This window comes from Bradyrhizobium sp. UBA2491, from assembly GCF_002341725.1.
Classification (GTDB): domain Bacteria; phylum Pseudomonadota; class Alphaproteobacteria; order Rhizobiales; family Xanthobacteraceae; genus Bradyrhizobium.
On sequence record NZ_DDOP01000100.1, the window covers coordinates 1 to 24068 of the forward strand.

Below are 24068 nucleotides of genomic sequence, written 5' to 3' on the forward strand. Positions count from 1 at the left end.
GCGCGGCGCGGACAATGTGTGCAGCGCATCGGCGACGATACCAAGACGGCGCAGCGACATCGACCGGGTCCTGCGGTCCGCCGATTTCAGGGCCGCCTGACGCAGGATCGGCAGCACCTGTGCGGCCGCATGCCGCAGCGTCTCATCGATGTCGGTCACAGCGATCTCCGCGACCAGTTTGGCGATCTCGCGATAATCGGGATCCGGCGCAGTGCAGAAGCGCTCGATCGCAACTTTCCAGTGTCTGATATGCGGGTCCATTTTGTCATCCGAATCTGGATGACAGCAACGCACAAACTCGGCTTGGCGTTTCGCTTGGCGCAGTTTTGAATAGTGTTGTCGGCAACACTCCCAAATCAGAACAAGGAAACGCCATGGCTCTTCTCGACAATCACATCGCCGTCATCACCGGGGCAGGCTCGGGCATCGGGCGCGCCATCGCACTGGGCTACGGTCGCGAGGGAGCGCGCGTGGTGCTGCTCGACATGAACGGCGATGCGGCAGCGGAGGCGGCCAGGGAGATCCGCGACGCCGGCGGCAAGGCGGAGAGCTTTGCGCTCGATGTGACCGATCGCGACGCCTGCATCGCGATGGCGAAGCAGATCGCCGACAAGGTCGGACCGGTCTCGATCCTGGTCAACAATGCCGGCATTGCGCGCCGCAACGGCATGCTCGGCACCGAGGAGGCCGTGATCAAGGATTGGGAAGACATCATCTCGATCAACCTCACCGGCGTCTTCAACGTGACGCATTCCTTCCTGGCGCCGCTGCGCAAGAACAAGGGGCGCATCGTCAACATCGGTTCGATCCAGTCCTTCGTGCATCTGCGCACGCCGAGTTCGCCGGCCTACACCGCTTCCAAGCACGGTGTGCTCGGCTTCACCAAGGCGCTGGCCGCCGAGCTCGGCAAGGACGGCGTGCGCGTCAATGCGATCGGCCCCGGCTTCATCGAGACACCGCTGAACGAGAAGGTGCGCGCCACCAATCCGGACCTCGTGAAGGTCTTCATGGACCACACTCCGCTTGGCCGCGCCGGCAAGCCGGAGGACATCGTCGGCCCCGCGATCTTCCTCGCCTCGGACCTCTCGGCCTATGTCTCGGGATCGATCGTGATGGTCGATGGCGGTTACCGGACCCTGTGACGGATGGAACCGCAATCGTGGCGATTTCTGGGTATTTTGCTTACAAAGCATGGAGTTAGCGCGGCGTTAAGGACTTGTTAACCAAACCGGCACACCGTGGATTTACGGGGTAGTTGGTTCTCGATGTCTCCGCCTCATCGACGAGGCGGGCGTTGATCGGGAGGAGTTCATGTCTTACGCGTCCACCGTACCGTCGCCGGAAGCTCTGCTGCCGTCGCTGGCTCCCAATGAAATCGTCCCATTGCTGATTGGCGCTACCGTCGACGAAGTCGAGCGGGAACTGGTGCTGCAAACGCTCGCACGCTGCGACGGCAACCGCACCCGCGCCGCGCGCGTGCTCGGGCTCTCGGTCCGGACCTTGCGGAACAAGATCCGCGAATATTCCGCCGAAGGCATCGACGTGCCGCACTACGAGCACGCCGCGGCATAGCGGCTCCAAAGCGGGATGAGTTCTGGTTGAGTCGGCTCGGCGCAGCCTTGATTCACCTCTCCCCGTCGGGGAGAGGTCGGGTTGCGCTTGGCGATGCGAAGCATCGTCCCGTGCAATCCGGGTCAGGGCTCTTGCGCTCTCGATTGACCGTCACCCGGCGCTGCGCGCCGACCTCCCCCAAGGGAGAGGTGAATTTCCGTCGCCGATTTAGCTCAGCCCGATCTCATCAGGCCCTAGATTGGCAGGTCGATCGCAAGGCGCCGCCAGCGCGTCAACAACGCGCGATCATCGTCACCGAGGCAGCGAGCGAGATGCACCTCGCTGGCTGCACGCAGCGTCTTGGCTGTCAGCGCGGTCGCATAGTCCCAATAGCCGCGCCGATCGTCCGGATCGGCTGCGACCAGGGACTTGGCCAGGATCTCGATGTAGATCGCCGTGACGGCCTTGTGCCAGAGCTTGCCGGCGCCCGTCTCCATGATGGGTGCGCCGGTCCGCGCTCGCCACATCAGCCAGTAATTCTCTTCGCCACCTGCCCATTGCGATGACGGCAGCGATGGATCGAGACATGGCGACCGGCACACGAGCGGCCGCATCGTCTGCACGCCGCAGAATACCGAATAATCGAGGCCGTCGTACCAGCTCACGCGGAGCAATCTGCGGATCTCGGCCTGCGTGTTCGCCGCGAGTTGCCGGCGACCTGCCCGTTCCAGATCGTCGATGATGACCTCAAGATGATCATGATCGAATGGCTCGACCTCGAGCACCACGCCGATGTTGCGCGGAAACAGCGCGTCGAGCATCTCGACGATCGCGCGGTAGAAGGCCCGCGCCAGTCCACGGCCGCGCCACGCCGCGCCGATTCCGACATGGTTGCAATAGATCAGGTCGCTTGCGTGATCGTAGGTGAAGAAGGCGAGCCCGACCGCACGTTCTGCGGCGCGCAGGATGAAGCAGCGCGAGTCCAAGCGATATGACATGGCACGGTCGCCGACATAGAAGTGCCTGATCTCGCCGACATCATCCGACAACAACCAGCGCAGCATGTCGTCCGGACTGTCGCGCTCGCTCGCTGGAAACAGCTCGGCATAGAGATCGAGCACGCCCGTGCCGCGAAAACTCGCTTCGTCACGCACGTCGCGGCGCGTCACCACGATGTCGAGCGGCTCGCCCATGGCTTCGCCGCATCTGTCGCGCAAGACCCGCAAGACGTCCTCCGCCGTCATAATGCCCATGGAATTATGACTGTTGATCGCTTGCGTCGGTGCCGACAGGCAGAATTGAAGCCGTCGTCCAACCTCTGTTACAAGCGGCTTCAAATCGCGACGGAGCAAATCAGTGGCTGACGAGACAGTTTCCCGCCAGGGGTCACGAGGGGCGCAGGGGCCGCAGGGCCGTCAGGGCGAGCCGGGAAAACCGGGACCGCAGGGACATCCCGGGCGGCCGGGGCCGGAAGGCGCGCGCGGCAAGCCGGGTCCGCAAGGCAAGGCGGGAGCGGTCGGAAAGGCAGGTCCCCAGGGCAAGCCGGGGGCGCAAGGCAAGGCGGGCGTGCAAGGTCCGCGCGGCGAGGCGGGTGCACAGGGACCGCAAGGTCCGGCCGGCCCGCGCGGAGAAGCCGGCCCGCCCGGCCAGTTGCCGTCGATCGAGCAGGTGATGCCGTGGCTGCACATGATCTTCGACGCCTGGGAAGACTACAAGCGCACCAAGGAGCGTGAGGCCGCCGAGCTGGCCGAACGCGACGCCGCCGAGCGCGCGGCAGCGGAAGCGATCGCCCTTGATGTCGACGCGATCGATTTCGCTGATGATGAGGACGAAGACGGCGATCACAAGAAAAAGAAGAAGCACCGCAAGAAGGACAAGAAGTAACCATCCCGTCATTGCGCGATGACGCGGCCGGCCAGGTCCGCGTCATTGCGGGCCAGCGCATTGCGCCCGACACTCACCGCTCGCCGCCTGGATTGGCCGGAGGGTCAGACGGCCGAACCAGATGCATCAGCTGAAAGACCCAGCGCATCGCGTAGTACCAGGCGACGCCTGCAAACGTCCCGCACGCCGACAGGATCGTGACATTGGCACAGTCGATCGTGCCGCTCGACCACAGCATGCCGCAGGTCCAGAGAACCGCGAACGCAATCGCGCTGGGGATGAGCAGGACGGCAGGCTTCACGGGGTTTGCTCCGGGATCGGGGTGAAGGCAGATGATGCCCCGGAGCGCGGCGCCGAACCGTGACCTGCATCACGGAATGCGCCGATCTCAGCCGAATCGCAGGCGCGAACGTTCCCTCGCCTTCTCCGCCTCGACCTCGCGATCGCGGGACGGCGCGGTGGTCTGCAATGAGACCAGCAGCTTGCGCGCGGCGTCCGAGACCTCGATCACGGCGAGGTTGAAGGCGGCCTCATTGGACTGCGACGGCTTGTTGAAGCCGGATAGTTTGCGCACGAACTGCAACGCCGAGGCGTGGATCTCGTCCTCGGTGGCGGGCGGCTCGAAGTTGAACAGCGTCTTGATATTGCGGCACATGGCGGTCTCCCTCGCCCGCAGCAACCGGGCGGCTCTGTCGATGTTTGCGCATGATCTTCTCGGAAAACCGGCTTCCACTTTTCCGGATCATGCTCAAGGACGATCGGCTGCTGCAAATACGACATCGTGGTCTATTCTGGCAGCCTCATCGTCCACGGCGGAAGCGAGGTTCCGGATGAGCCACGTGATCTACAAGGTTGTCCAGCACGACGGCGGTTGGGCCTATACCGTCAACGGGGTGTTCTCGGAACCGTTTCCTACCCATGCCGCGGCACTTGCCGCCGCCAGACGCGCGGCCAACGAGCAACGCGTTCCCGGCCGCACCGAGGCAATCCAGTATGAGACCCCGGACGGCAAATGGCTGACCGAGACCGCCTCCGGCAACGACCGTCCGGAAACCGAGGTCGAGGACGGCCGCTAGCGGCTTCAGAACGGAACCTGCACGCCGAGCCGGTCGAAGAAGGCGCGCCCCCGGTCGGTGATCCGCAGCGCGCGCGGAATCCGATGCGGCGCAACGCCGCGCATCTCCACGAGCCGCGCCAGCACGGCATTGGCAAACGGGCCGGCGAGATGCGGCACCCGTTCGGTCCAGTCGTTGCAAAGCCGCAGATGCGGCTGCCGCGCCGGATCGAACTCGATCGCTTCGGCGCGGCACCAGGCCAGCCCCTGCTCGGTCACGCGACCATCGCGGCCATCGATGATGACGAGCCGGCGGCGGATCAGCGCATTCGACAGCAGCACCCCGAGCTGACCCGCAAGGTGATGGTAGCAGGTGCGCGACTGCCTGAGCTGCTCGGCCGGCATCGCACGCTTGCGCCCGCCAACGGCTTTGGCCGCAAGGTCGACCAGGTGCTCGATCAGCGCCGCGACGTCGTCATCCCTGATCCGGTAGTATCTGAACCTGCCTTGCGCCCACACCGACAGCACGCGCGCATCGACCAGCTTCTGCAAATGCGCGCTGGCGCCTTGCGGCGAAATGCCGGCGACCGCGGCAAGCTCGCCCGCGGGGAGCGCCTTGCCGTCGGCCAGCGCGCTGACCATGGCCTCGCGCACCGGATCGCCCAAGGCCTCGGCGATCCGCGAAAATCCGGTCTGCACGGATTGGGATGACCCCACCGCTATCGTCCTCCATGGCAGACTGAAACGTCTACGCGCATTCGCAACATTGCGAAACTCATTTCAGATTTTCCTGAAACGTCGCGAGCACGTCTTCCGATCAAATCGGCGGCAGTCGACGACATGCAAGGAAACGATCATGACGGCAAACGGCAACGACGCGGAACGCATCTACCGGCTCTGGGACGAGGCTCTCGGCAACAAGGACCTCGAAGCGGCGCTGTCGCTCTACGCTCCGGATGCCTCGATCGAGAGCCCGCTGGTGCAGCATCTGATGCGGACCAGGGATGGGATCGTGCAGGGTCGGGAGGCGCTGCGCGAATTCATCACGCGCGTGTTCCGCACCAATCCGCCGCAACGGCGGCGGTTCAAGCAGGGCTTCTTCAGCGACGGCCGGATCCTCACCTGGGAATATCCGCGCCAGGCCCCTGATGGCGACCAGATGGATCTCGTCGAGGTGATGGACATCCAGCACGGCCTGATCCAGCGCCACCGCGTCTATTGGGGTTGGTATGCACTCGATGTCCTGAAGGCGAGTTAGCCGGACACATCTGCGCCAGCGCGCAGAGCTGCTCTCGGACAGCAGCCTGCGTCATGCTAGGCTTGCAGCGACGCGGCTGGACAAGGGCGCCGCGCGTGGGGGAGAAGCAGCATGATCCGTCTGTGCGCGGCGCTTGTGGCCGCTCTCGTCTCGATGTCGGTATCGGCCATGGCCGCAGATTATCCCGCGCCACAGGATGGCGAGTGGATCGCAAAGGACTTCAAGTTTCACAGCGGCGAGGTGATGCCGGAACTGCGGCTGCACTACACCACGGTCGGCGCGCCGACCGGGCAGCCGGTGCTGGTGCTGCACGGTTCCGGCGGCTCGGCCGCCAGCATGCTGACGCCGGCCTTTGCCGGCGAGTTGTTCGGACCGGGGCAACCGCTCGACGCGTCGAAATACTTCATCATCATTCCCGACGGCATCGGGCACGGCAAATCGTCAAAGCCGTCGGACGCGATGCGGACGAGCTTTCCGAAGTACGACTACAACGACATGGTCGACGCGCAATACCGGCTCGTTACCGAAGGGCTCGGCATCAAGCATCTGCGGCTCGTGATCGGCAATTCGATGGGCGGCATGCATACCTGGATCTGGGGCGTGCGCTATCCGCAGATGATGGACGTGCTGGTGCCGATGGCCTCGCAGCCGACCGCGATGGCGGCGCGCAACTGGATCCTGCGGCGGGCGATGCTGGAGACGATCCGCAACGATCCCGACTACAATGGCGGCAACTATGCGAGCCAGCCGCGGATGATGAAATACGCCATCGCGGCCTATCGCTTCGCCAGCGCCGGCGGCACGCTCGGCTACCAGACGCAGGCACCGACCGCGGCGCAGGCCGACAGGCTGGTCGACGAGCAACTGGCGCTGCCGGTCACCGCCGACGCCAACGACTACATCTATCAATGGGAGGCCTCGCACGACTACGATCCCTCGGCCGGCATGGAGAAGATTGAGGCCACCCTGCTTGCGATCAACGCGGGCGACGACGAGCGCAATCCACCGGAGACCGGCGTCACCGAGGCAGCGGTCAAGCGGATCAAGAACGGCAAGATCTACCTGATCCCGGCAAGCAGCGAGACGCGCGGCCATCTCACGACCGGCGACGCCAGATTCTACTCCGGTCAATTGCAGGAGTTGCTGCGAGTGACGCCGCAGCGGGCGATGTAGCCGAGACGCGCAGTCGACACTTATTCGTCTTGTGGTTGTCTCCAAATCAACTATATCCTAGATATTGTACGATCATTGCCTTGCAGCCGCGTTTCGGAGCGACGATGCCCGGCATTTCCAAAGACCAGGTTGCCCAGAACTGTCCATTTTCGATTGCCGATCTGGACGCCATGATTGCCGCTGGACGCCTGTCCACCGAGACCGCCGCCGACGGCACGGAGCTGGTCGATCCGGTCGCGGTGGCGCGATTGGCCGATCTCAAGGAAGCAGAGCGGCAGAACGATGGTTTGACGCGAGAGGTCGCGGCTCTCAGGCTGGCGTTGGCGCGTCCGCAGGACCGGGCCGTTCCGTGGCTGGCGCTTGGCGTTGCAGCCTTCGGAGCGGGGATCGCGATCATTCAGATCATGAATGCGATCGACTTCTATCGAACCAACAATGATTACAAGATGCAGTCGGACTATACCGACTTCTTCCGTGCCGTCATCGACGCCCCGCCCGAGAAGATGCAGTCCTACGCCGGACTGTACGACGCGAAGTTTTCCAACATCTACGATCTCTACCGGCACGGCGGCATTTCCGTGGAATCCTGGCGCGCAATCGCGACCCAGGCTTGTCCGAAGTTTCGCAAGGAGGGCTTCGCGCTCAGTGGCGTCAAGCTGCCGGCCGTCGAAAAGATCTGCGATCAGACCAACATACCGTAGGAGGCGACAATGCTGGTGCCAAGGATGGCGGCTCTCGCAATCATCGTGGTTGCCTGCTGCACGGGCGCTCACCGGATCGCGCTCGCCGACGCCCTGGACGATGTGATCACGAAGGGAAGGCAAGCCGATCAGGACAGGCAGGTCGCCCAACCGATCTCAAACCTGGCGCGAGCCAACTGCGCCGCCGGCAACGGCGTACTTGGCGGGATCGCCGAACAGAATCCGGAAGCGGTCCGGCGCGCGCTCAATTCGGCAAAAGAAGGATACGACTCCGCCTACAAGATTCTGGTCGATCAGGCTGGATCGCGTGCGTTCAAGCAGCCTTTCGACCAGACCAGGTTGCGGAACCTGCAGAAATACACCAGCACCGACCTGAGCAAGATCGTGACCCGCGAGGACCTGCTGCGCAGGATCGCCGCGATCGTCAAGCAATCGAGCGAAGCCCTGGAGCGGATCCAGTCCGGCAAGCCGGAGAAGGACGACCTTGCGCTGGTGATCGCGAACTCCACCGAGATCACGCGCCTGATCGCGGCATTCTACGATCTGACCGGCGTGTGACCGTCTGCGGCACGTGATAGGTTGCGCCGAAGAGACCGATGTTGGCGACCATGTCCGCAAATCGCTTCCGCCGCGCCGCGCTGAGCCTGCCCGATGTGGTTGAAGGCACCCATCACGGCACCGCCGACTTCCGCGTCGGCAAACGCATCTTCGCAACGCTCGGCTATCCCGACAAGGCATGGGGCATGGTGAAGCTGACGCCCGAACAGCAGGCTGTCGTGGTCGAGGCCGAACCGGAGATCTTCCGGCCGGTGCCGGGCGGCTGGGGCAAGGGCGGCAGCACCAATGTCCGCCTCGCCAAGGCCGATCAGGTCACGCTGCGCAGCGCGCTCGCGATGGCGCGGGACAACATCGCGGCGAAGCCCGTGAAGAAGACCCGGGCGAACAAGCCATCCTGAGCACTGCGATCCCGCACTGCATCAAGCTGGCGCCACGCTGCTTCGCTCATTCTTTGAGCATGCATCGCGCGCACGGTTCGTGCCTAATCGCGCCAATGCCGGATTCGCGCAACGCGACCTTGCGCGCGTCACACGCGAGAATTTCGCGGAGGAACGGGATGCGAAGGCTCACGCATATCGTGGTGCTTGCGTGGCTCGCCATGCTGGCGGGCGCCGCGCTGGCGTTCGACAACGGCCAATACGACAACGTGCCGCCCGATATCCGCGCCTGGTTCAAGAGCGTGATCGCGCCCAATGGCGTGCCGTGCTGCGACATCTCCGATGGCCATCGCACCAATTACGATGTTCGCAACGGCGCCTATTGGGTGCCGATCGAGGGCGAATGGATGATGGTGCCGGAGCGCGCCGTGATCCGCGACCGCGGCAATCCGGTCGGCGAGGCCGTCGTGTGGTACGTGCACCACGGCGGCAACATCATCATCAGTTGCTTCGTACCTGCTGATGCAGTTTAGGTTCCGCGTGTCGACGCGTTGAGCCTGTGTTAGCCCTCTCACCATGCCCGAACCCTCAGACGAACGTTTTCGTGCCGTCCTGCGCTGGATCCTCGCGGCGATCTATGCCGCTGCCGGCCTAGCGCATCTCTGGGTCCCTGAAAAACTGTTGGCCATTACGCCGTCTTGGGTGCCGTTCGCACCAACCGTGATTTTAGCCACTGGGATTTGCGAGATCGCCGGCGCTGTGGCGCTGGTGGCAGGGCCGTTGCGCCGATGGGCGGGCATCGGGCTCGCGGCATATGCGATTTGCGTTTGGCCGGCGAATTTCAAGCACGCGATCGACGGCATCGAGCTGCCTTACATCAGCAACAGTTGGCTCTATCACGGACCGAGGCTGGCGTTTCAGCCGGTCCTGATCTGGTGGGCGCTCTATTGCGCAGGCGTGATCGATTGGCCTTGGCGAAAAGCAAAATAGGTGTGCTGGCGTGAGAATTCCATGCGCCCACAACGCCCACCTGAAGCGGGGTCGCGCGAACTTGGAAAATATGCCCCCTGTTAACCTTACTTTTTAACCAATAGTTAAGGATGAGTTTGCGGGTGCAACGCGGCGCAGCCTAGCGTCCGCACAATGCTCCGTAACCGCGAGTTGGTGCGTGCCATGAGCTATCGAACAAATGGGGCGCTGATGGCGTCCCTTGGCGTTGCAGCGCTGCTGCTTGCTTCCCCGACCGAGACCTATGCGAGATCCGGAACCGCGGCGCGCGGCACGTTTTCTTCGCACCATCCAGGCTTCCGCCACCATGTACGCGTGCCCGGCATCGTGTTGCCGGGGACCGGCGGATATTACGACGATGCGCTGGCCGCCGCTCCCGTTGCCGAAGTCCCGGCGCCGGCGTCCAACGACGTGCGCTACACCTACACCCAGGACGTGCCCTGGGACTGGGCGCACCGCTATCCGCCGGCCGTGGTGCCGTCGGACCGCCCCTATGTATCGAGCTGTCCCACCGAGAGCGTCACGGTGCCCGGACGCGGCGGCGACCGCACCGTCAACATCACGCGCTGCTACTGACGACCGGCTCGATCCCGACAGCAAAAACAAAAGAGGCCGCCCGCAAGGACGGCCTCTCGTATTTCGGGCGCCGCGCTGTGGGCGCCAGGCCGATCAGGACTCCTCGCCCTTCAGATGGCCGACGTGCTTCTGGGTGTAGAGCTCAAGGCCGATGCGCTTGATCAGGTCGAGCTGGGTCTCGAGGAAGTCGATATGGTCTTCCTCGTCCTTCATCAGTCTCTCGAACAGGTCGCGGCTGACGTAGTCCTTGACGCCGTGGCTGTAGGTCGCCGCCTCCTGATAGAGCGTGCGCGCGCCGATCTCGGCCGCGAGGTCGCACTCGATGATCTCCTTGACGTCCTGGCCGATCTTCAGCGGATCGAGCACCTGAAGGTTCGGGAAGCCGTCGAGAAACAGGATGCGGTCGACGAACTTGTCGGCGTGCTCCATCTCCTCGATGGATTCCTTGCGCCAGACCTTGGCCATCTCCAGCAGGCCCCAATTGTTGAGCATCCGGTAGTGCAGCCAGTACTGATTGATGGCGGTCAGTTCGCTGCGCAGCCCCTTGTTCAGATAATCGATGACCTTCGGGTCGCCTTGCATGATCCACTCCACCTGTCGCGGCCAAACTGGTCCGCATTGAATTTAGAACGCTTCTAAATCAGATTGCCGACGAGGGCAAGCCTGCGCAGAAGCGGTGCGTGGATAATTGGATTCGGGAGATCTGGCTGAAATCAGCAGGCCGCGAGGGCGAACTCGCCCGCCTGGGCGTCCTGGTTGGCGGCGTGCGGGTGGCCGGCGTGGGGGCAGCCGGCGCAGCAGGCCTTGGCGCAGGGACCGAGCGCCTCGTCGATGATCGCCTTGATGGTGCGCGCGCAGCGGCCGCATTCGGCGCTACAGCCGAGGCAGCCGTAAACCTGCTTGGCATTTCGAGTCACGGACCCGCCGGCATTCACGGCATTGCGGACATCGTGGTCGCTGAGAACGTTACAGGAGCAGACAATCATCAGAGCAAGCGGGTCCAACGGGTGATGCTTGGCAATATGGATATTGTCGGGCCCGACCTGATGCAAAAGGAAAAGACGGTTTTTGTAGCAATTCCAAACTGATGCGGGATTCATATTGGAATGGGTCTAAATCAGATTGGCTCGCGCTTGCGCGACGAATCGGCCTCAAATGCCCGCCGGCGCCCGCTTCACCGCCGGCGCAACGAGCTTGTGCGTTGCAAGATATGTCAAAAGCTGCAAGCATTTGGACGTGAATGCGGCAGCGTCGTTCATTGATCATTCAAGCGGAATATGGAACCTTCAGGCGAGACAGATCGCCAACGCACGCTGTCCCAGCTCCCGTGAGAAAGGTGAGGTCATGAAGAAGACATTGCTGGCGCTTTGCGCCGCCGCCACTCTGGCGGTTTCGGCTGTGGCGGTGCCCGCCCCCGCCCAGGCACAACGCGGTGTCGCCGCTGGCGTCGCTGCGGGATTGATCGGTGGCGCCATCGTCGGCGGCGCGATCGCATCGCAGAACGGCTACTACGGTCCGGGCTATGGCTACTACGCGCCCGGTCCGGCCTATGTCGCCGAGCCCGGTTACGGTCCCGACTGCTACTGGCAACGCCAGCGCTTCTGGGACGGCTACAACTGGCGCATTCGTCGCGTTCGCGTTTGCGACTGATCGACGTTCATCTCGATTAATTCGAACCAGATGTCCCGGAAAACAGACTGTTTTTCCGGGACATCTGTTTGGGTGGCCAGAAAAAACCGCTTTTCTGCGCGATGAGCCTGCCGACGTTTACTTTCGGTTGACTGTTCTGCGCTGTTTAGCAAGACAGCAGTTCGAGATCAGCGTGCGAGTCACCTAAACCCGGCGTCGAGCCACGACGCCACCACCTTCCAGGAGAGCCAAAGACATGAAGAAGACTTTAGCTGCCCTTGTCGCCGTTACCACGATTGCCGGTTCGCTGGCTGTTGCTCCGCCTGCCAAGGCCGGAGACGGCGGCGCGATCGCAGCCGGCGTTGCCGGCGGCCTGATCGGCGGCGCCCTGCTCGGCGGCGCTATCGCAGGCGCGCGCCCGGCCCCGGTCTATGTTGCACCGGCGCCTGTTTACGTTGAAGAAGCTCCGTGCCGCTGGGTTCGCGAGCGCTTCTGGGACGGCTATGGCTGGCGCTTCCGTCGCATCCAGGTTTGCGATTGATCGACTGACACGGTTTCAGCATCACACTCGAAAACCCGGCCTGACGGCCGGGTTTTTGTTTGCGCCGCCAGCCGCTGGTCAGCGCCCGTTCATCGCGCGCAGCACCGCTTCGCTCGGCCAGCAATCGACCTTCAGCCCGGCCTGCTTCTGATAGGCGCCGAGCGCCGCGCGGGTCTGCATCCCGGCCTTGCCGTCGAGCTTGTCCTTGTAGAGGCCGATCTTGGTCAGATGCTGCTGCATCGCCTCGACATCGGTGGAGCGCAGCTGCTTCGAGGCCGACCATGGCGTCGCGAACGGCTGCGGGCTCGTCATGCGGTCGGCGAGATGGCCGACGAACAGCACGTACAGATCGGAGAAATTGTATTCCTTGATCACGAAGTAGTTCGGCGTGGTCAGGAAGGCCGGGCCGTAGATGCCCTCCGGTTGCAGCAGCGAGGCCGTCTGCGCCTGCTCGGTGGCGCTGAGCTTTTGCCCGCGCACCGGCACGAAGCCGGCGCGCAGCCACTGGCTGATCGGCTTCGTCACTTCGGGCACGCCCATCGTGCAGTCGGCATCGCCGGGTGCCGTGACCTCGTAGGCCCAGCGCACGCCGGGCTGCCAGCCCTTGTTGACGAGTTGCTGCGCGGCGGAGGCGAGCGCGTCCGGCACCGAATGCCAGATGTCGACCTTGCCATCGCCGTCGAGATCGACGCCGTGCTTGTAATACTCGGACGGCAGGAACTGGGTGTAGCCGGTCGCGCCCGCCCAGGACGAGCGCAGCTCCTTGCGCGTCACCACGCCCTCGCCGAGGATCTTCAGCGCGAGGATGAACTCGGTGCGGTACTGATCCTTGCGGCGGCCGACATAGGCCTGGGTCGCGACCACGCGCAGCGTGTCGTAGGGCAGCGCGTAGCGGCCGTAATCGGTCTCGCGGCCCCAGATCGCCAGCACGATCGGCGCCGGCACGCCGAACCGCTTCTCGATCGCGTCGAGCGAGGAGCGATACTTCTGCATCAGTCGCTGCCCCTCCGCCGCGAGCCGCGCGATCGACGCTTCCTTGATGTAATCGGCCGGCACCTGCACGAACTCGGCCTGCGCAGGCGCGCCGGTCTTCGGACGTCCGGGCAGGATCAGGTCGGGCAGCTTGTAGTCGGGCTCGAGGGAGCGCGTCTCGCGCTCGAAGGTTTCACGCGACACGCCGGCGGCCTTGGCTTCCGGCCATAGCGAGGCGACGAACTGGGTGAATGCGGCGTCGGCGGCGTAGGCGGGCCGCTGTAGCGGCGCGACGAGCAGCAATGCGCATGCGACGAGTGTGGCTGGCCATTTCATGATCGATCTCATCCGGCAGAAACAGGCATTGCAAGGCGGATTCCGCAATTGTCAGAATTCAATTCTGGGTGGTAGGTTTTGCCATGCGCATATTTCTGTCATTTCCCTCCGAATTGGAATCGCAGGCTGACAGCATCGCTCAGTCCCTGCGCAATTGCGACCATGACGTTTTCTTTTCGCACGACGATCTCCCGCCGGGCGACAGCTTCGATGCGCGCGTCGAAAAAGCCATCGAAAGCAGCGATTTTATGGTGTTCCTGATCAGCCCGGAATCGGTGACCAGGGGACGCTACACGCTGAGCGAGCTGGCCTTTGCCCGGACCAAATGGCCGAACCCGAGCAATCGCGTGCTGCCGGTGATGATGGCACCGACCCCACTCGACCAGGTCCCGACCTATCTCAAGGCGGTCACGATCCTGGAACCGCAGGGCAGCGCCGCGGCCGAGACACGCGCCGCGGTGGATCGCATGCTGGAGGCCGAGAGCGCGCAGTCGCGTGGGCGATCCATCATGCCGTTCCTCGCGCTTGCGCTCGCCTCGGCGGTCGCCTGCACCCTTACCGTGAAATATGCCACCGGCATCCTGCAATACTCATTCGTCGATACCGGGCCGGCCGGCGGAGTAACCGTGCTTCCCGGCCTGATCTTCGGATTGGTGGTCGCGACCTGCAATTTCATCTTCGGCATCAGGGATCGGTTTCAGTTGGCGCTGGTGGTTGCGATCACTGCGGCGGCATGGATCGCAGCCTTCGATGCCAGCAGCGTCACGCTGCAATCGCTCAGCCAGTATTCGAGAGCCGTCAACACCCCGGCTGATGCCGCCGCCAGCCTCGCGGACGCGACGACAGAACCCGCCGCCGAGGTCCGCGACACCCTCAGCAACAACCCTTTCATGGGCTACCTGATCGGCGGCGTCGGCGGCGCGGTTGGGGGTGCGATCACGATTCTTGGCGTGATCCTGACAAATCCCGGCTTCAGGCGGCTCGACAGCGTCGTCATCACCTGGCTCGCGGCGATCGCCGCGGGCACAGTCTACGGCGCGGTCGTCAAATTTCCGGATTGGCTGGGCTGGCTGGTGCTGTTCGGCGTCTGGCAGCCCGCATTCCTGCTCGCGATGGCCCGCGGATTCCCGCGCGGCGCGGCGCAGATTCCGGGTTGGCTTGGCAGGATCACCGCACCGATCCTCGCCGGCTCGCGCACGGCGCGGTGATCTTCATCTCACCGCGCCTCAGTGCCCGACCTGCTGCTTGGCGCCCTCGATCGAGTCGTTCGACAGCTTGTCGACGAAGGCGATGCCGATGGCCGACAGGATGAAGACGCAGTGGATGATGGTCTGCCACATCACGCCGGTCTCGGTGTAGGTGGCCTTGCCGGACGACAGCGCGCCGGCTTCGATGAAGGTGCGCAGCAGATGGATCGAGGAGATGCCGATGATCGCCATCGCCAGCTTGATCTTCAGCACACTGGCATTGACATGGCTGAGCCATTCCGGCTCGTCGGGATGGCCCCGCAAATTGAGGCGCGAGACGAAGGTCTCGTAGCCGCCGACGATCACCATCACCAGCAAGTTCGAGATCATGACGACGTCGATCAGGCCGAGGACGGCCAGCATGATCTGCTGCTCGCTGAAATCGAAGGCATGGGCGAACAGGTGCCACAGCTCCTTGAGGAACAGCACGACGTAGACGCCCTGGGCGATGATCAGGCCGACATAGAGCGGCAATTGCAGCCAGCGCGATCCGAAGATCAGCATGGGGACGGGACGCAGCGACCGGCCCTTGGAGCGGGCGGGCGCGTCGGAAACAGCGGACATGAGGGAGTGCTCGCGGGATTGGAAATTGCGGAGCGCTCTATCTACGCAATCCCGCGCGCTTGAAAAGCGACAACTGGCCGCAGATTACGCCGCGATCCGGTCACGATTCCGCAAATTTGCACGTCGTGACGCTCGCTCTTCTCACGCGTCATGGCCGGGCTTGTCCCAGCCATCCACGTCTTTGTCGCCGCGAAGCAAGACGCGGATGCCCGGCACAAGGCCGGGCATGACGGTGTCGCAGTTCAGCGCGTCAGCTTCTTGTACTTCACGCGGTGCGGAATGATGCTGTCCTGGCCGAGCCGGCGCATCTTGTCCTTCTCGTAGTCCTGGAAGTTGCCCTCGAACCATTCGACATGGCTGTCGCCCTCGAAGGCCAGGATGTGGGTCGCAATGCGGTCGAGGAACCAGCGATCGTGGCTGATGATGACGGCGCAGCCGGCGAAATCCTCCAGCGCCTCTTCCAGCGCGCGCAGCGTGTCGACGTCGAGGTCGTTGGTCGGTTCGTCGAGCAGCAGCACGTTGGCGCCGGACTTCAGCATCTTGGCGAGATGCACGCGGTTGCGCTCACCGCCGGACAGCGCACCGACCTTCTTCTGCTGGTCGGCGCCCTTGAAGTTGAACGACGAGCAGTAGCCGCGCGAGTTGACTTCCTTCTTGCCGAGCAGGATCAGCTCGTTGTTGCCGGAAATCTCCTCCCACACCGTCTTCTTGCCGTCGAGCGCATCGCGCGACTGGTCGACATAGCCGAGGTGAACGCTTTCACCGACGGTGATGGTGCCCTTGTCGGGCTCCTCCTGCTTGGTGATCATCTTGAACAGCGTGGTCTTGCCGGCGCCGTTGGCGCCGATCACACCGACGATGCCGCCCGGCGGCAGCTTGAAGGTGAGGTCGTCGATCAGCATGCGGTCGCCAAAGCCCTTGCTGAGGCCTTCGAAGTCGACGACGTTCTGGCCGAGCCGTTCGGCGACCGGAATCGTGATCTGCGCGGTCTGGGTCTGCTTCTCGCTGGCCTGCTTCAGCAGCTCCTCATAGCGCTGGTAGCGCGCCTTGGACTTGGCCTGACGTGCCTTGGGCGAGGATGCGATCCACTCCTGCTCGCGAGCCAGGGTCTTCTGATGCGCGGCGTCCTCGCGGCCTTCCTGCTCGAGCCGCTTCTGCTTCTGCTGCAACCAGGATGAATAATTGCCCTCGTAGGGGATGCCGCGGCCGCGGTCGAGCTCGAGGATCCAGCTCGTGACGTTGTCGAGGAAGTAGCGATCGTGGGTCACGATCAGGATTGCGCCCGGATAGTTGCGCAGATGACCTTCCAGCCACGACACCGACTCGGCGTCGAGATGGTTGGTCGGTTCGTCGAGCAGCAGCAGTTCCGGCTGGTCGAGCAGCAGGCGGCACAGCGCGACGCGGCGGCGTTCACCGCCCGAGAGCTTGGTGACATCGGCATCGTCGGGCGGGCAGCGCAGCGCGTCCATCGCCTGGTCGACCTTGCTGTCGAGATCCCACAGGCCCTGGGCTTCGATCTCGTCCTGCAATTTGGTCATTTCGTCAGCCGTCTCGTCCGAGTAGTTGACGGCCAACTCGTTGTAACGGTCGAGGATCGCCTTCTGCTTGGCGACGCCCTGCATGACGTTTTCACGAACCGAGAGCGAGGCATCGAGCTGCGGCTCCTGCTCGAGGTAGCCGACGCGGGCGCCCTCGGCGACCCAGGCCTCGCCGTTATATTCCTTGTCGAGGCCGGCCATGATCTTGAGCAGGGTCGACTTGCCCGAGCCGTTGACGCCGAGCACGCCGATCTTGGCGTCCGGGTAGAAGCTCAGATGGATGTTATCGAGCACCTTGCGGGTCGGGTACGCCTTGGTCAGACCCTGCATGAAATAGATGAACTGGCGAGCCATCCGCTGTCCCTGGAATTGATCCGATGTGTGGAAATTTTGCTGCCGCCGATGTAACGGCCGGCCCCCGAAAGCGCAACCGCGGGCCAGGCGTTTTCCGTCCGTTCACCACGTTTCATCGGTGCACCAGGGGTGATTACCGGATCGACACCATGTGTGCGCCGAATCACGACAATTGAAACCATCTTTTAATAAATCAGGCCAAAACTCGTTTCCAACGCCGGAAAAACGGCGGTTTTCGCGGCAGAACCGCGACCAGAACAGTAGAGGCCATGTCATGGCTACCATTATTTCAGCACCTCTCGCGCGCCCGGTAATCAAGGGCCAGGCGACGCCGTTGGCCGAATTTCGTGCCTTTTGGCGTGCCTTCTTCGTCAAGGCCTTCAATCCCTACCGCCCGGAACTGCACTATATGCGCGGTCCTGGTCCGGCCTGCCGGGCCAAGCAGATGGCGCTGTCGCCGGCGGTCCGATCGATGCTCGCCGATATCCGGTCCGCCAAGGCGCACAAGCCGTCCCGTCCGGCGTGACCGTCGCCGATTTTTGAAACCGCGGCCGCTTGCGCACCTGCCGATTGCGCGCGACCATCACGGGCGTTCCGACGGTTGATCTCCCGCCGTCATCCTCACCCTGATTGGACCTCCCGATGACGCGGCTGCGCTGTGCAATCCTCGACGACTATTTCGACATCGCGCTGTCGCTGGCCGACTGGCCACAGGTCAAGGACCGGGTCGACGTCACGGTGTTCGACAAGCCGTTCGCCAGCGAAGCCGATGCAGCCGGTGCGCTGAAGGATTTCGAGATCATCTGCGCGATGCGCGAGCGCACCCCGTTCCCGAAGGGCCTGCTCGACGTGCTGCCCAAGCTGAAGCTCCTGATCACGTCGGGCATGCGCAACGCCGCGATCGACATGGCGGCTGCCAAGGAGCGCAAGGTGGTGCTGTGCGGCACCCAGTACAGCCGCGATCCCACCGCGCCCCTGACCATGGGCCTGATCCTGGAATTGACCCGCGGCATCGGCCGCGAGAACGCGCGCATGCATGCCGGCGAGGCGTGGCAGACGTTTGCCGGCACCGAGATCGAGGGCAAGACGCTTGGGATCATCGGCCTCGGCAAGCTCGGCAGCAAGGTCGCCGGCATGGCCAAGGTGTTCGGCATGAACGTGATCGCCTGGAGCCCCAACCTGACGCCCGAGACGTGCAAGGAGGCCGGCGTCGGCTACGCCAGCAAGGACGAGTTGTTCGCGACATCGGACATCATCACCATTCATGTCGTGCTGAGCCCGCGCTCACGCGGACTGGTCGGCGCCGCCGACCTCGCCCGCATGAAACCACGGGCCTATCTCGTCAACACCGCGCGCGGGCCGATCGTCGACGAGGACGCATTGCTTGCCGCGCTGCGCGACAAGAGGATTGCCGGGGCCGGCATCGACGTGTTCTCGGTCGAGCCGCTGCCATCGGACCATCCGCTCCGCAAGCTCGACAACGTCGTGATCACGCCGCATCTCGGCTACGCGACCCGCGAGAGCCTCCAGGCGCATTATCAGCAGATGGTCGCCTGCATCGACGCCTTCACCAAAGGCGGCGAACCGCCGCGGCGCCTCGCCTGATCGCAGCATTCGTCGCGACTAAAGCGGGATAAGCTCTGATTGAATCGGCTTGGCGCGGTCTCGGTTCACCTCGCCCCGTTGGGGAGAGGTCGGATTGCGCTGGCGATGCGAAGCTTCGCCCAGTGCAATCCGGGTGAGGGCTCTTGCTCTCTCGATAGACCGCAACCCCTCACTCGATTTGCTGCGCAAATCGACCTCTCCCAAGTAGGGCTATCGCATATGACATCTAAGGGCTCTGGAACTGACGTTTCCACATCGTCATGCCCGGGCTTGTCCCGGGCATCCACGTCTTGTTTTCTTGTGAAGGAAGACGTGGATGGCCGGGACAAGCCCGGCCATGACGGCGTTCACATGGCTGCTCACACCATATGCGATAGCCCTGCTCTCCCAAGGGAGAGGTGAACTATCGACGCCGCTCCAGATCAACCTGATCTCATCATGCTCTAGCCGAGCCAGCGGAACGCTCGCTCGAGCTCGGCACGGCCGTTGCGGTCGTACCAGCGGCCATGGGCGAGGATGATCCGCTCCGGGTCCCATCCGATCATGCAGGTGACGGCGGCCTTCAGTGCCGCCTTGTCGCGCCGGAAGGTCAATCGCATGTCGCGCGGCGTACTGCCGTCCGGATCGCGCACGCCGCCGATCCAGGTCAGGAATCGCATCAACGGCGAACCAATTCGTTCGGTTTCGAAATTCTCGATCAGGTCGGTCAGCAGCAAGGTCCGTGACTTCAGGTGGAAGAACACAGCCTCCGTCATGTAGCTGCCGGCAACCGGAAGCGTCGCAATCCACTCATCCCACGGATAGCCCGATCGCCGTTCCAGCGGCTCGCCATCGAGGGCCAGCCGATCGCCGGCCTGCTGTGCGATCCCACGCGCGAGAAAGACGCGCGCGTCGGGATAGGCCGCATGCCATTCAGGGATCCACCAATAGTGCAGGCGGTTCGGCCCGATGATCCAGCGCGGCGTGCCGAGACGGGCAATCCCGGCCTTGAGCTCGTCCACCAACGGGGTTGGCGAGTGAATGAAGAGCTGCGCGCCGGGCAGACGCAGGATCGTTGCGCGGGTCGGAAACGGCATCCTGAAGCCGCGCGGGCCGAACCGGATCACCGGGCCGTCGACGATCCACACATCGTCGGCGACCGGCTTCGGCGTGTTCAGCGGCGGATAGGTCAGGCGGGTTTCCTGCCGAGCTTCTTGCATCGCATGCCTCATAGCAGCAACGTCGAAACAGACTGGCAGGTTGCAACAAAAAAAGGGCGCACCGTTGGCGCGCCCTTTTCAACAATCAATTCGCCTGGTTGGCCTAGCGCACCGTCACCGGCGCGGGCAGCGGCTGCACCGAGGTCGGCTGCGTGCCGGGCAGCGGCGCGACCTGGGCCTGCGCAGGAGCCATCGGGTTCGGCGGCGGCGCGGCGGAGGCCGTCGTCGTCCCCGGGGCTGCGCCGCCGGGCAGCACTACCACGCGGGTGCCGACCTTGGCGCGTTCAAACAGGTCCGAGACGTCCTCGTTCAGCATGCCGATGCAGCCCGACGACACGAACTTGCCGATGGTCGACGGCTGGTTGGTGCCGTGAATGCGGTACACGGTCGAGCCGAGATACATCGCACGGGCGCCGAGCGGGTTGCCGGGTCCGCCAGCCATGAAGCGCGGCAGATAGGGCTGACGCTCGATCATCTCCGGCGGCGGGTGCCAATCCGGCCACTCCGCCTTGCGGGTGATCTTCTGCACGCCGGTCCAGGTGAAGCCATCGCGGCCGACACGGACGCCGTAACGGATCGCCCGGCCATTGCCGAGGACGTAATAGAGATAGGTGTTCGGCGTATCGACCACGATCGTGCCGGCCGGCTCCTTGGTCGCGAACGCCACTTCCTGGCGGCGCAGGTTCGGTGCCAGCTGCGCCGGGCCGTCTTCCGGCTGGTCGTCGGGCGGCAGCGCTGCGATCTGCACCGGCTTGCCATTGGCATCGACCGGCGCCTGCTGCTGCGGCACCGCTCCGGTCACGCCCTCCGGCGGACGCATGCCGCCGCGGTCGTCGCCATAGGATACGCCAGCGGCCGGGACGCCATTGTCGCGATTGGCCTGCTGCGGGCCGCCACGATCGCCATAGATCACCGGCGGCGGCCCCATCGGCCGGCCGTAGCGCGGATCATCGGGCGACATCACGGGGCCGGTCGGCGCGCCGCGGTCGGAATAGACCGGTGCGTTCATCGGACGGCCATAGCGCGGATCGTCGGGTGACATCACGGGGCCGGTCGGCGCACCGCGATCGGAATAGGCCGGAGCATTCATCGGGCGGCCATAGCGCGGGTCGTCGGGCGACATCACCGGTCCCGGCGGCGGCAGCGCAGCGGAATTGCGCGGCGCGTCTTCATCGTCGTTGAGGGCGTCGAAATCCGGCATGTTGCCCTGCGGATAGGGCTGGGGCGCCGTCGAATAGGCAGTGCCCTGGGGGGCCGGATAACCCTGCTGCGCATGCGCGAGCGAAGTTCCCGCCACGCCGAGAGCCGCGGCAGCGCAAATCGTCAGAATGCGGTTGATCATCATTGCTCTTGTATAGTCCCCAAGCGACACCGGACCGTTAACGGCCCAATGCAGGAAGATAGCGGCGCATTCAAGACAATTCCGCGAAACCCGGGCTATTTCGGGCTTATTGTGAATTCGCATCAGCGCTGCGGCAAAGATGTCTCACGACCGGGCAAAGTCCGTCTACGTGGCCAAAGTCATCAATCGCTCGCATTTTGTAACAAACAGTCCCGAGACGTTGCGATATCCTCGAATCGGCCTGATTCGCGCTCGCGACGCCGGCTTTTTGTGTGGTCACCGCGTTCCCTCGACATCGACACCCTCCCGTAGAAGGGGGAACCCACGCTTATGCTCCCCGGCCTTCGTTTCCTGTTCGCTGCGATCGTGCTGGCGACGTCTCTTCTGGTGTTCGGGCTCGGGGCAGCCGCGCTGTTTCGCGCGGCACATGAGGAATTCGCCAGCATTCCGGCCCGCCGGGCGCCGCCCGAGCCGCAATTCGCCCGACAGGCCGAAACACAGCCTGTGCTGGCGATGGTTCGTGTCGAGCCGTCCGCGACCGACAAGGTGACCGCTGACAAGGTGGCAACCGACAGCGCGGCCCCTGCCACCCCGGCGGCGTCCGAGCCGGCCGCTGCCGCCGAGGCATCGCCTGCGGCCGAGCCGGAGAAGGTCGCCGCAGTGAAGACGGACGATCCAACCCCGCCCAGGCCGGACGCCCAGGCGGCGGAGACGCCTGCGCCGGCACAGCCCACCGAGGTTGCTCCGCAAGCGCCGGCCGCTGACCCGGCACCGCAGACCGCCCCGGTCGCCGCCGAGGCCAAGGTCGCCGCGATGCCTGATCCGCCGACCGCCGCCAGCGCCCCCGCGCCTGCCGCACCGACCGTTGCGGTCGCCACGCCGGAGCCCGCGGCGATGCCGTCACCCGGAGCAAGTGAGGCCGCAACGAGGATTGCGACACTCGGCGGCCCCGAGGTCGTTGTCGAACAGCCTGTGGCGCCGAAGACCAGCGAGGCGAAGAAGCCGGAGCGGAGCACGGCCAGCAAACCGGCGCCGCGTCATAAGGAGCGCCGGCGCATTGTCCGCACGCAGCCGGCGAGGCAGGTCGTTCAGCAGCAACTCGATCCGTTCGGCCAACCGACCCTGGTGCCGCTCACTCGGCGCTAAAGCGAGGTAAGGTTGAGCTGGAACAGCGTCGAAAGTTCACCTCTCCCCGCCGGGGAGAGGTGAAACAAGACCGCGCCAAGCCGATTCAACCAAACTCATGGCGCTTTGGGAGTATTGATCAGGCCGGCCCGGTCGCGATCGGCGGGCCGCTTGCCTGGCCCCATTCCGACCATGAGCCGTCATAGAGCGCGGTGTCGGTGACGCCGATCCGGTACAGCGCGAGCGTCAGCACGCCGGCCGAGACACCGGAGCCGCAACTGGTCACAACAGGCGCATCGAGCTTGACACCGGCACCGGTGAACGACTTGCGCAGATCGTCGAGCGGCTTCATCTCGCCGGTCGCGGCATCGAACAATTGGTTATAGGGCACGTTGCGGGCGCCGGGAATGTGGCCGGCGCGGATGCCCGGCCGCGGCTCCGGCGCGCGGCCCTCGAAGCGCTCGGCAGCGCGGGCATCGATCACCTGCTCGTTACGGCTTTCGACATTGGCGATCATCTGCTCGATGCTGCGCACCCGCTTCGGATCATAGCTCGCCGTGAAGGTCGCGGGCTTGGCCTTGATCTCGCCGCTCTCGACCGCCCTGCCCTCGGCGCGCCACTTCTTCAGACCGCCGTTGAGGATGCGCACGTTGCGATGGCCATAGGACAGGAACATCCACCATGCGCGCGGCGCCGCGACCCAGCCGCCGGCATCGTAGATCACGACGGTGTCTGCATTGCTGACGCCAAGCCCGCCGACGTCGTGGCCGAACTGCTCGGCGCTCGGAAACATGTGCGGCAGCGGATTGGCGTGATCCGACACCGCATCGACGTCGAAGAACACCGCGCCGGGCAGATGGGCTGCGAGATAATCGTCCTTCGGCAGCGGCAGCACGCCCGGCAGCTTGAAGGTCGCGTCGAGCACCTTGACGTTGGCATCGCCGAGATGCGCGGCCAGCCATTCGGTCGAAACGAGCGGATCGTCGGCAACGGTCATGATCTGATGTCCCTGCGGGCCTGAGGCCTTTCAGCCCTTCTTCTTCGGCTCCCACGCCTCGATCGGGCCGCCGGCCTCGCGCCAGGCGGCAAAGCCGCCGCCCATATGCGCGACCGGCTTCAGGCCCATGTCCTTCGCGGTCTTGGCGGCGAGCGCCGAGCGCAGGCCGCCGGCGCAGTGGAAGATGAACTTCTTGTCTTCCTGGAAGATCGGCTTGGCATAGGGGCTGTTCGGATCGATCCAGAATTCCAGCATGCCGCGGGTGCAGGAGAACGCGCCGGGGATCTTGCCGTCGCGCTCGATCTCGCGGGGATCGCGGATGTCGACGATGACGACGTCGTTCTTGCCGATCAGCGTGATCGCATCGGCCGCGCTGATGGTCTCGATCTCGGCATTGGCCTCGTCGATCATCACCTTGATGCCGCGATGGATGGTCTGGGGCATGGGGCTCTCCCTGATGTTGTTGGCGCGCCTGGCGG

31 protein-coding genes and 1 pseudogene are annotated in these 24068 nt (G+C 64.3%); 18 read left to right on the plus strand and 14 right to left on the minus strand.

Going from position 1 to position 24068, the window contains the following annotated elements; translation table 11 throughout:
* Positions 1-261: pseudogene (locus B2W55_RS32345) on the minus strand (hypothetical protein); the annotation flags it as partial.
* Positions 262-374: 113 nt separating this feature from the next.
* On the opposite strand from B2W55_RS32345, the gene B2W55_RS32350 reads away from it, so the two are divergent.
* Positions 375-1142: an SDR family NAD(P)-dependent oxidoreductase gene (locus tag B2W55_RS32350; protein WP_024580526.1), complete on the plus strand. Its 768-nt coding sequence runs from the start codon at positions 375-377 to the stop codon at positions 1140-1142.
* A gap of 169 nt (positions 1143-1311) precedes the next feature.
* Positions 1312-1572 carry a helix-turn-helix domain-containing protein gene (locus tag B2W55_RS32355; protein ID WP_024580525.1) on the plus strand — a complete coding sequence of 87 codons (261 nt, stop codon included), beginning with the start codon at positions 1312-1314 and terminating at the stop codon, positions 1570-1572.
* A gap of 233 nt (positions 1573-1805) precedes the next feature.
* Here B2W55_RS32355 and B2W55_RS32360 read toward each other — a convergent pair whose 3' ends face one another.
* The gene (locus tag B2W55_RS32360; protein ID WP_024580524.1) at positions 1806-2777 is read right to left on the minus strand and encodes a hypothetical protein; all 972 of its coding nucleotides are present in this window, start codon (positions 2775-2777) and stop codon (positions 1806-1808) included.
* A 130-nt stretch (positions 2778-2907) separates the two neighbouring features.
* Here B2W55_RS32360 and B2W55_RS32365 point away from each other — a divergent pair, with 130 nt between their 5' ends.
* A complete protein-coding gene (locus B2W55_RS32365; protein ID WP_024580523.1) occupies positions 2908-3435 on the plus strand; it encodes a collagen-like protein in 528 nt (175 codons plus the stop codon).
* 73 nt (positions 3436-3508) lie between these two features.
* Here B2W55_RS32365 and B2W55_RS32370 read toward each other — a convergent pair whose 3' ends face one another.
* On the minus strand, positions 3509-3736 hold the full coding sequence (locus B2W55_RS32370) for a hypothetical protein (protein WP_024580522.1): 228 nt from the start codon (positions 3734-3736) through the stop codon (positions 3509-3511).
* Positions 3737-3823: 87 nt separating this feature from the next.
* The gene (locus B2W55_RS32375) at positions 3824-4090 is read right to left on the minus strand and encodes a DUF2277 domain-containing protein (protein ID WP_024580521.1); all 267 of its coding nucleotides are present in this window, start codon (positions 4088-4090) and stop codon (positions 3824-3826) included.
* A gap of 175 nt (positions 4091-4265) precedes the next feature.
* On the opposite strand from B2W55_RS32375, the gene B2W55_RS32380 reads away from it, so the two are divergent.
* Positions 4266-4511: a DUF2188 domain-containing protein gene (locus tag B2W55_RS32380; RefSeq protein ID WP_024580520.1), complete on the plus strand. Its 246-nt coding sequence runs from the start codon at positions 4266-4268 to the stop codon at positions 4509-4511.
* A 5-nt stretch (positions 4512-4516) separates the two neighbouring features.
* On the opposite strand, the gene B2W55_RS32385 is transcribed toward B2W55_RS32380, so the two are convergent.
* Positions 4517-5206, minus strand: coding sequence for an ArsR/SmtB family transcription factor (locus B2W55_RS32385; RefSeq protein WP_192827269.1), 690 nt, complete (start codon positions 5204-5206; stop codon positions 4517-4519).
* Positions 5207-5345: 139 nt separating this feature from the next.
* On the opposite strand from B2W55_RS32385, the gene B2W55_RS32390 reads away from it, so the two are divergent.
* The 8 genes from B2W55_RS32390 to B2W55_RS32425 all read left to right on the plus strand — a co-directional run bounded on the left by B2W55_RS32390 (position 5346) and on the right by B2W55_RS32425 (position 10140).
* Complete coding sequence (locus B2W55_RS32390) at positions 5346-5747, plus strand: nuclear transport factor 2 family protein (RefSeq protein WP_024580518.1); 402 nt, start codon at positions 5346-5348, stop codon at positions 5745-5747.
* A 111-nt stretch (positions 5748-5858) separates the two neighbouring features.
* Positions 5859-6920 carry an alpha/beta fold hydrolase gene (locus B2W55_RS32395; RefSeq protein WP_024580517.1) on the plus strand — a complete coding sequence of 354 codons (1062 nt, stop codon included), beginning with the start codon at positions 5859-5861 and terminating at the stop codon, positions 6918-6920.
* 29 nt (positions 6921-6949) lie between these two features.
* Positions 6950-7621: a hypothetical protein gene (locus B2W55_RS32400; RefSeq protein ID WP_145987283.1), complete on the plus strand. Its 672-nt coding sequence runs from the start codon at positions 6950-6952 to the stop codon at positions 7619-7621.
* A 9-nt stretch (positions 7622-7630) separates the two neighbouring features.
* Positions 7631-8179, plus strand: a complete 549-nt coding sequence (locus tag B2W55_RS32405; RefSeq protein ID WP_029878985.1) for a hypothetical protein — start codon at positions 7631-7633, stop codon at positions 8177-8179.
* Between the two features lie 50 nt (positions 8180-8229).
* On the plus strand, positions 8230-8577 hold the full coding sequence (locus tag B2W55_RS32410) for an MmcQ/YjbR family DNA-binding protein (RefSeq protein WP_024580514.1): 348 nt from the start codon (positions 8230-8232) through the stop codon (positions 8575-8577).
* Between the two features lie 158 nt (positions 8578-8735).
* Positions 8736-9089, plus strand: a complete 354-nt coding sequence (locus B2W55_RS32415) for a hypothetical protein (protein ID WP_024580513.1) — start codon at positions 8736-8738, stop codon at positions 9087-9089.
* Between the two features lie 43 nt (positions 9090-9132).
* Positions 9133-9546: a DoxX family protein gene (locus B2W55_RS32420; protein ID WP_024580512.1), complete on the plus strand. Its 414-nt coding sequence runs from the start codon at positions 9133-9135 to the stop codon at positions 9544-9546.
* A gap of 183 nt (positions 9547-9729) precedes the next feature.
* On the plus strand, positions 9730-10140 hold the full coding sequence (locus B2W55_RS32425; protein ID WP_024580511.1) for a hypothetical protein: 411 nt from the start codon (positions 9730-9732) through the stop codon (positions 10138-10140).
* Positions 10141-10233: 93 nt separating this feature from the next.
* Here B2W55_RS32425 and bfr read toward each other — a convergent pair whose 3' ends face one another.
* Both bfr and B2W55_RS32435 read right to left on the minus strand, forming a co-directional pair.
* Positions 10234-10722 (minus strand): bacterioferritin, encoded by a 489-nt coding sequence (bfr, locus tag B2W55_RS32430; protein ID WP_024580510.1) that lies wholly within the window; start codon positions 10720-10722, stop codon positions 10234-10236.
* 131 nt (positions 10723-10853) lie between these two features.
* Complete coding sequence (locus tag B2W55_RS32435; protein ID WP_024580509.1) at positions 10854-11126, minus strand: (2Fe-2S)-binding protein; 273 nt, start codon at positions 11124-11126, stop codon at positions 10854-10856.
* A gap of 358 nt (positions 11127-11484) precedes the next feature.
* On the opposite strand from B2W55_RS32435, the gene B2W55_RS32440 reads away from it, so the two are divergent.
* The gene (locus B2W55_RS32440) at positions 11485-11790 is read left to right on the plus strand and encodes a hypothetical protein (protein WP_024580508.1); all 306 of its coding nucleotides are present in this window, start codon (positions 11485-11487) and stop codon (positions 11788-11790) included.
* Positions 11791-12025: 235 nt separating this feature from the next.
* Positions 12026-12310 carry a hypothetical protein gene (locus B2W55_RS32445; RefSeq protein ID WP_024580507.1) on the plus strand — a complete coding sequence of 95 codons (285 nt, stop codon included), beginning with the start codon at positions 12026-12028 and terminating at the stop codon, positions 12308-12310.
* Positions 12311-12388: 78 nt separating this feature from the next.
* Here B2W55_RS32445 and B2W55_RS32450 read toward each other — a convergent pair whose 3' ends face one another.
* Positions 12389-13618 carry a lytic murein transglycosylase gene (locus B2W55_RS32450; RefSeq protein WP_024580506.1) on the minus strand — a complete coding sequence of 410 codons (1230 nt, stop codon included), beginning with the start codon at positions 13616-13618 and terminating at the stop codon, positions 12389-12391.
* A gap of 83 nt (positions 13619-13701) precedes the next feature.
* On the opposite strand from B2W55_RS32450, the gene B2W55_RS32455 reads away from it, so the two are divergent.
* Positions 13702-14826 carry a toll/interleukin-1 receptor domain-containing protein gene (locus B2W55_RS32455; protein WP_024580505.1) on the plus strand — a complete coding sequence of 375 codons (1125 nt, stop codon included), beginning with the start codon at positions 13702-13704 and terminating at the stop codon, positions 14824-14826.
* An 18-nt stretch (positions 14827-14844) separates the two neighbouring features.
* Here the strand turns inward: B2W55_RS32455 and B2W55_RS32460 are convergent, their stop codons facing one another.
* Both B2W55_RS32460 and ettA read right to left on the minus strand, forming a co-directional pair.
* On the minus strand, positions 14845-15429 hold the full coding sequence (locus tag B2W55_RS32460; RefSeq protein ID WP_024580504.1) for a TIGR00645 family protein: 585 nt from the start codon (positions 15427-15429) through the stop codon (positions 14845-14847).
* Positions 15430-15671: 242 nt separating this feature from the next.
* Entirely contained in the window at positions 15672-17321 is a 1650-nt protein-coding gene (ettA, locus tag B2W55_RS32465; RefSeq protein ID WP_024580503.1) for an energy-dependent translational throttle protein EttA, read from the minus strand.
* Positions 17322-17595: 274 nt separating this feature from the next.
* On the opposite strand from ettA, the gene B2W55_RS32470 reads away from it, so the two are divergent.
* Entirely contained in the window at positions 17596-17847 is a 252-nt protein-coding gene (locus B2W55_RS32470) for a hypothetical protein (RefSeq protein WP_024580502.1), read from the plus strand.
* A gap of 116 nt (positions 17848-17963) precedes the next feature.
* Positions 17964-18926, plus strand: a complete 963-nt coding sequence (locus B2W55_RS32475; protein ID WP_024580501.1) for a D-2-hydroxyacid dehydrogenase family protein — start codon at positions 17964-17966, stop codon at positions 18924-18926.
* 443 nt (positions 18927-19369) lie between these two features.
* Here B2W55_RS32475 and B2W55_RS32480 read toward each other — a convergent pair whose 3' ends face one another.
* On the minus strand, positions 19370-20125 hold the full coding sequence (locus B2W55_RS32480; protein WP_029878984.1) for a hypothetical protein: 756 nt from the start codon (positions 20123-20125) through the stop codon (positions 19370-19372).
* Between the two features lie 103 nt (positions 20126-20228).
* On the minus strand, positions 20229-21470 hold the full coding sequence (locus B2W55_RS32485) for a L,D-transpeptidase (RefSeq protein ID WP_024580499.1): 1242 nt from the start codon (positions 21468-21470) through the stop codon (positions 20229-20231).
* Positions 21471-21797: 327 nt separating this feature from the next.
* Between B2W55_RS32485 and B2W55_RS32490 the strand changes: the two genes are divergently transcribed.
* Positions 21798-22613 (plus strand): hypothetical protein, encoded by an 816-nt coding sequence (locus B2W55_RS32490; RefSeq protein WP_024580498.1) that lies wholly within the window; start codon positions 21798-21800, stop codon positions 22611-22613.
* A gap of 118 nt (positions 22614-22731) precedes the next feature.
* On the opposite strand, the gene sseA is transcribed toward B2W55_RS32490, so the two are convergent.
* On the minus strand, positions 22732-23589 hold the full coding sequence (sseA, locus tag B2W55_RS32495) for a 3-mercaptopyruvate sulfurtransferase (RefSeq protein ID WP_024580497.1): 858 nt from the start codon (positions 23587-23589) through the stop codon (positions 22732-22734).
* A gap of 30 nt (positions 23590-23619) precedes the next feature.
* Positions 23620-24033 (minus strand): rhodanese-like domain-containing protein, encoded by a 414-nt coding sequence (locus B2W55_RS32500; protein ID WP_024580496.1) that lies wholly within the window; start codon positions 24031-24033, stop codon positions 23620-23622.
* Between the last annotated feature and the right edge of the window lie 35 nt (positions 24034-24068).

Bases quoted from the DNA above. Each gene is read 5' to 3' on its own strand.
- B2W55_RS32350 (WP_024580526.1), top strand. From the start codon at position 375: ATGGCTCTTCTCGACAATCACATCGCCGTCATCACCGGGGCAGGCTCG.
- B2W55_RS32355 (WP_024580525.1), top strand. From the start codon at position 1,312: ATGTCTTACGCGTCCACCGTACCGTCGCCGGAAGCTCTGCTGCCGTCG.
- B2W55_RS32375 (WP_024580521.1), bottom strand. From the start codon at position 4,090: ATGTGCCGCAATATCAAGACGCTGTTCAACTTCGAGCCGCCCGCCACC.
- B2W55_RS32380 (WP_024580520.1), top strand. From the start codon at position 4,266: ATGAGCCACGTGATCTACAAGGTTGTCCAGCACGACGGCGGTTGGGCC.
- B2W55_RS32390 (WP_024580518.1), top strand. From the start codon at position 5,346: ATGACGGCAAACGGCAACGACGCGGAACGCATCTACCGGCTCTGGGAC.
- B2W55_RS32395 (WP_024580517.1), top strand. From the start codon at position 5,859: ATGATCCGTCTGTGCGCGGCGCTTGTGGCCGCTCTCGTCTCGATGTCG.
- B2W55_RS32405 (WP_029878985.1), top strand. From the start codon at position 7,631: ATGCTGGTGCCAAGGATGGCGGCTCTCGCAATCATCGTGGTTGCCTGC.
- B2W55_RS32410 (WP_024580514.1), top strand. From the start codon at position 8,230: ATGTCCGCAAATCGCTTCCGCCGCGCCGCGCTGAGCCTGCCCGATGTG.
- B2W55_RS32415 (WP_024580513.1), top strand. From the start codon at position 8,736: ATGCGAAGGCTCACGCATATCGTGGTGCTTGCGTGGCTCGCCATGCTG.
- B2W55_RS32420 (WP_024580512.1), top strand. From the start codon at position 9,133: ATGCCCGAACCCTCAGACGAACGTTTTCGTGCCGTCCTGCGCTGGATC.
- B2W55_RS32425 (WP_024580511.1), top strand. From the start codon at position 9,730: ATGAGCTATCGAACAAATGGGGCGCTGATGGCGTCCCTTGGCGTTGCA.
- bfr (WP_024580510.1), bottom strand. From the start codon at position 10,722: ATGCAAGGCGACCCGAAGGTCATCGATTATCTGAACAAGGGGCTGCGC.
- B2W55_RS32435 (WP_024580509.1), bottom strand. From the start codon at position 11,126: ATGATTGTCTGCTCCTGTAACGTTCTCAGCGACCACGATGTCCGCAAT.
- B2W55_RS32440 (WP_024580508.1), top strand. From the start codon at position 11,485: ATGAAGAAGACATTGCTGGCGCTTTGCGCCGCCGCCACTCTGGCGGTT.
- B2W55_RS32445 (WP_024580507.1), top strand. From the start codon at position 12,026: ATGAAGAAGACTTTAGCTGCCCTTGTCGCCGTTACCACGATTGCCGGT.
- B2W55_RS32450 (WP_024580506.1), bottom strand. From the start codon at position 13,618: ATGAAATGGCCAGCCACACTCGTCGCATGCGCATTGCTGCTCGTCGCG.
- B2W55_RS32455 (WP_024580505.1), top strand. From the start codon at position 13,702: ATGCGCATATTTCTGTCATTTCCCTCCGAATTGGAATCGCAGGCTGAC.
- B2W55_RS32460 (WP_024580504.1), bottom strand. From the start codon at position 15,429: ATGTCCGCTGTTTCCGACGCGCCCGCCCGCTCCAAGGGCCGGTCGCTG.
- ettA (WP_024580503.1), bottom strand. From the start codon at position 17,321: ATGGCTCGCCAGTTCATCTATTTCATGCAGGGTCTGACCAAGGCGTAC.
- B2W55_RS32470 (WP_024580502.1), top strand. From the start codon at position 17,596: ATGGCTACCATTATTTCAGCACCTCTCGCGCGCCCGGTAATCAAGGGC.
- B2W55_RS32475 (WP_024580501.1), top strand. From the start codon at position 17,964: ATGACGCGGCTGCGCTGTGCAATCCTCGACGACTATTTCGACATCGCG.
- B2W55_RS32480 (WP_029878984.1), bottom strand. From the start codon at position 20,125: ATGCAAGAAGCTCGGCAGGAAACCCGCCTGACCTATCCGCCGCTGAAC.
- B2W55_RS32485 (WP_024580499.1), bottom strand. From the start codon at position 21,470: ATGATGATCAACCGCATTCTGACGATTTGCGCTGCCGCGGCTCTCGGC.
- B2W55_RS32490 (WP_024580498.1), top strand. From the start codon at position 21,798: ATGCTCCCCGGCCTTCGTTTCCTGTTCGCTGCGATCGTGCTGGCGACG.
- sseA (WP_024580497.1), bottom strand. From the start codon at position 23,589: ATGACCGTTGCCGACGATCCGCTCGTTTCGACCGAATGGCTGGCCGCG.
- B2W55_RS32500 (WP_024580496.1), bottom strand. From the start codon at position 24,033: ATGCCCCAGACCATCCATCGCGGCATCAAGGTGATGATCGACGAGGCC.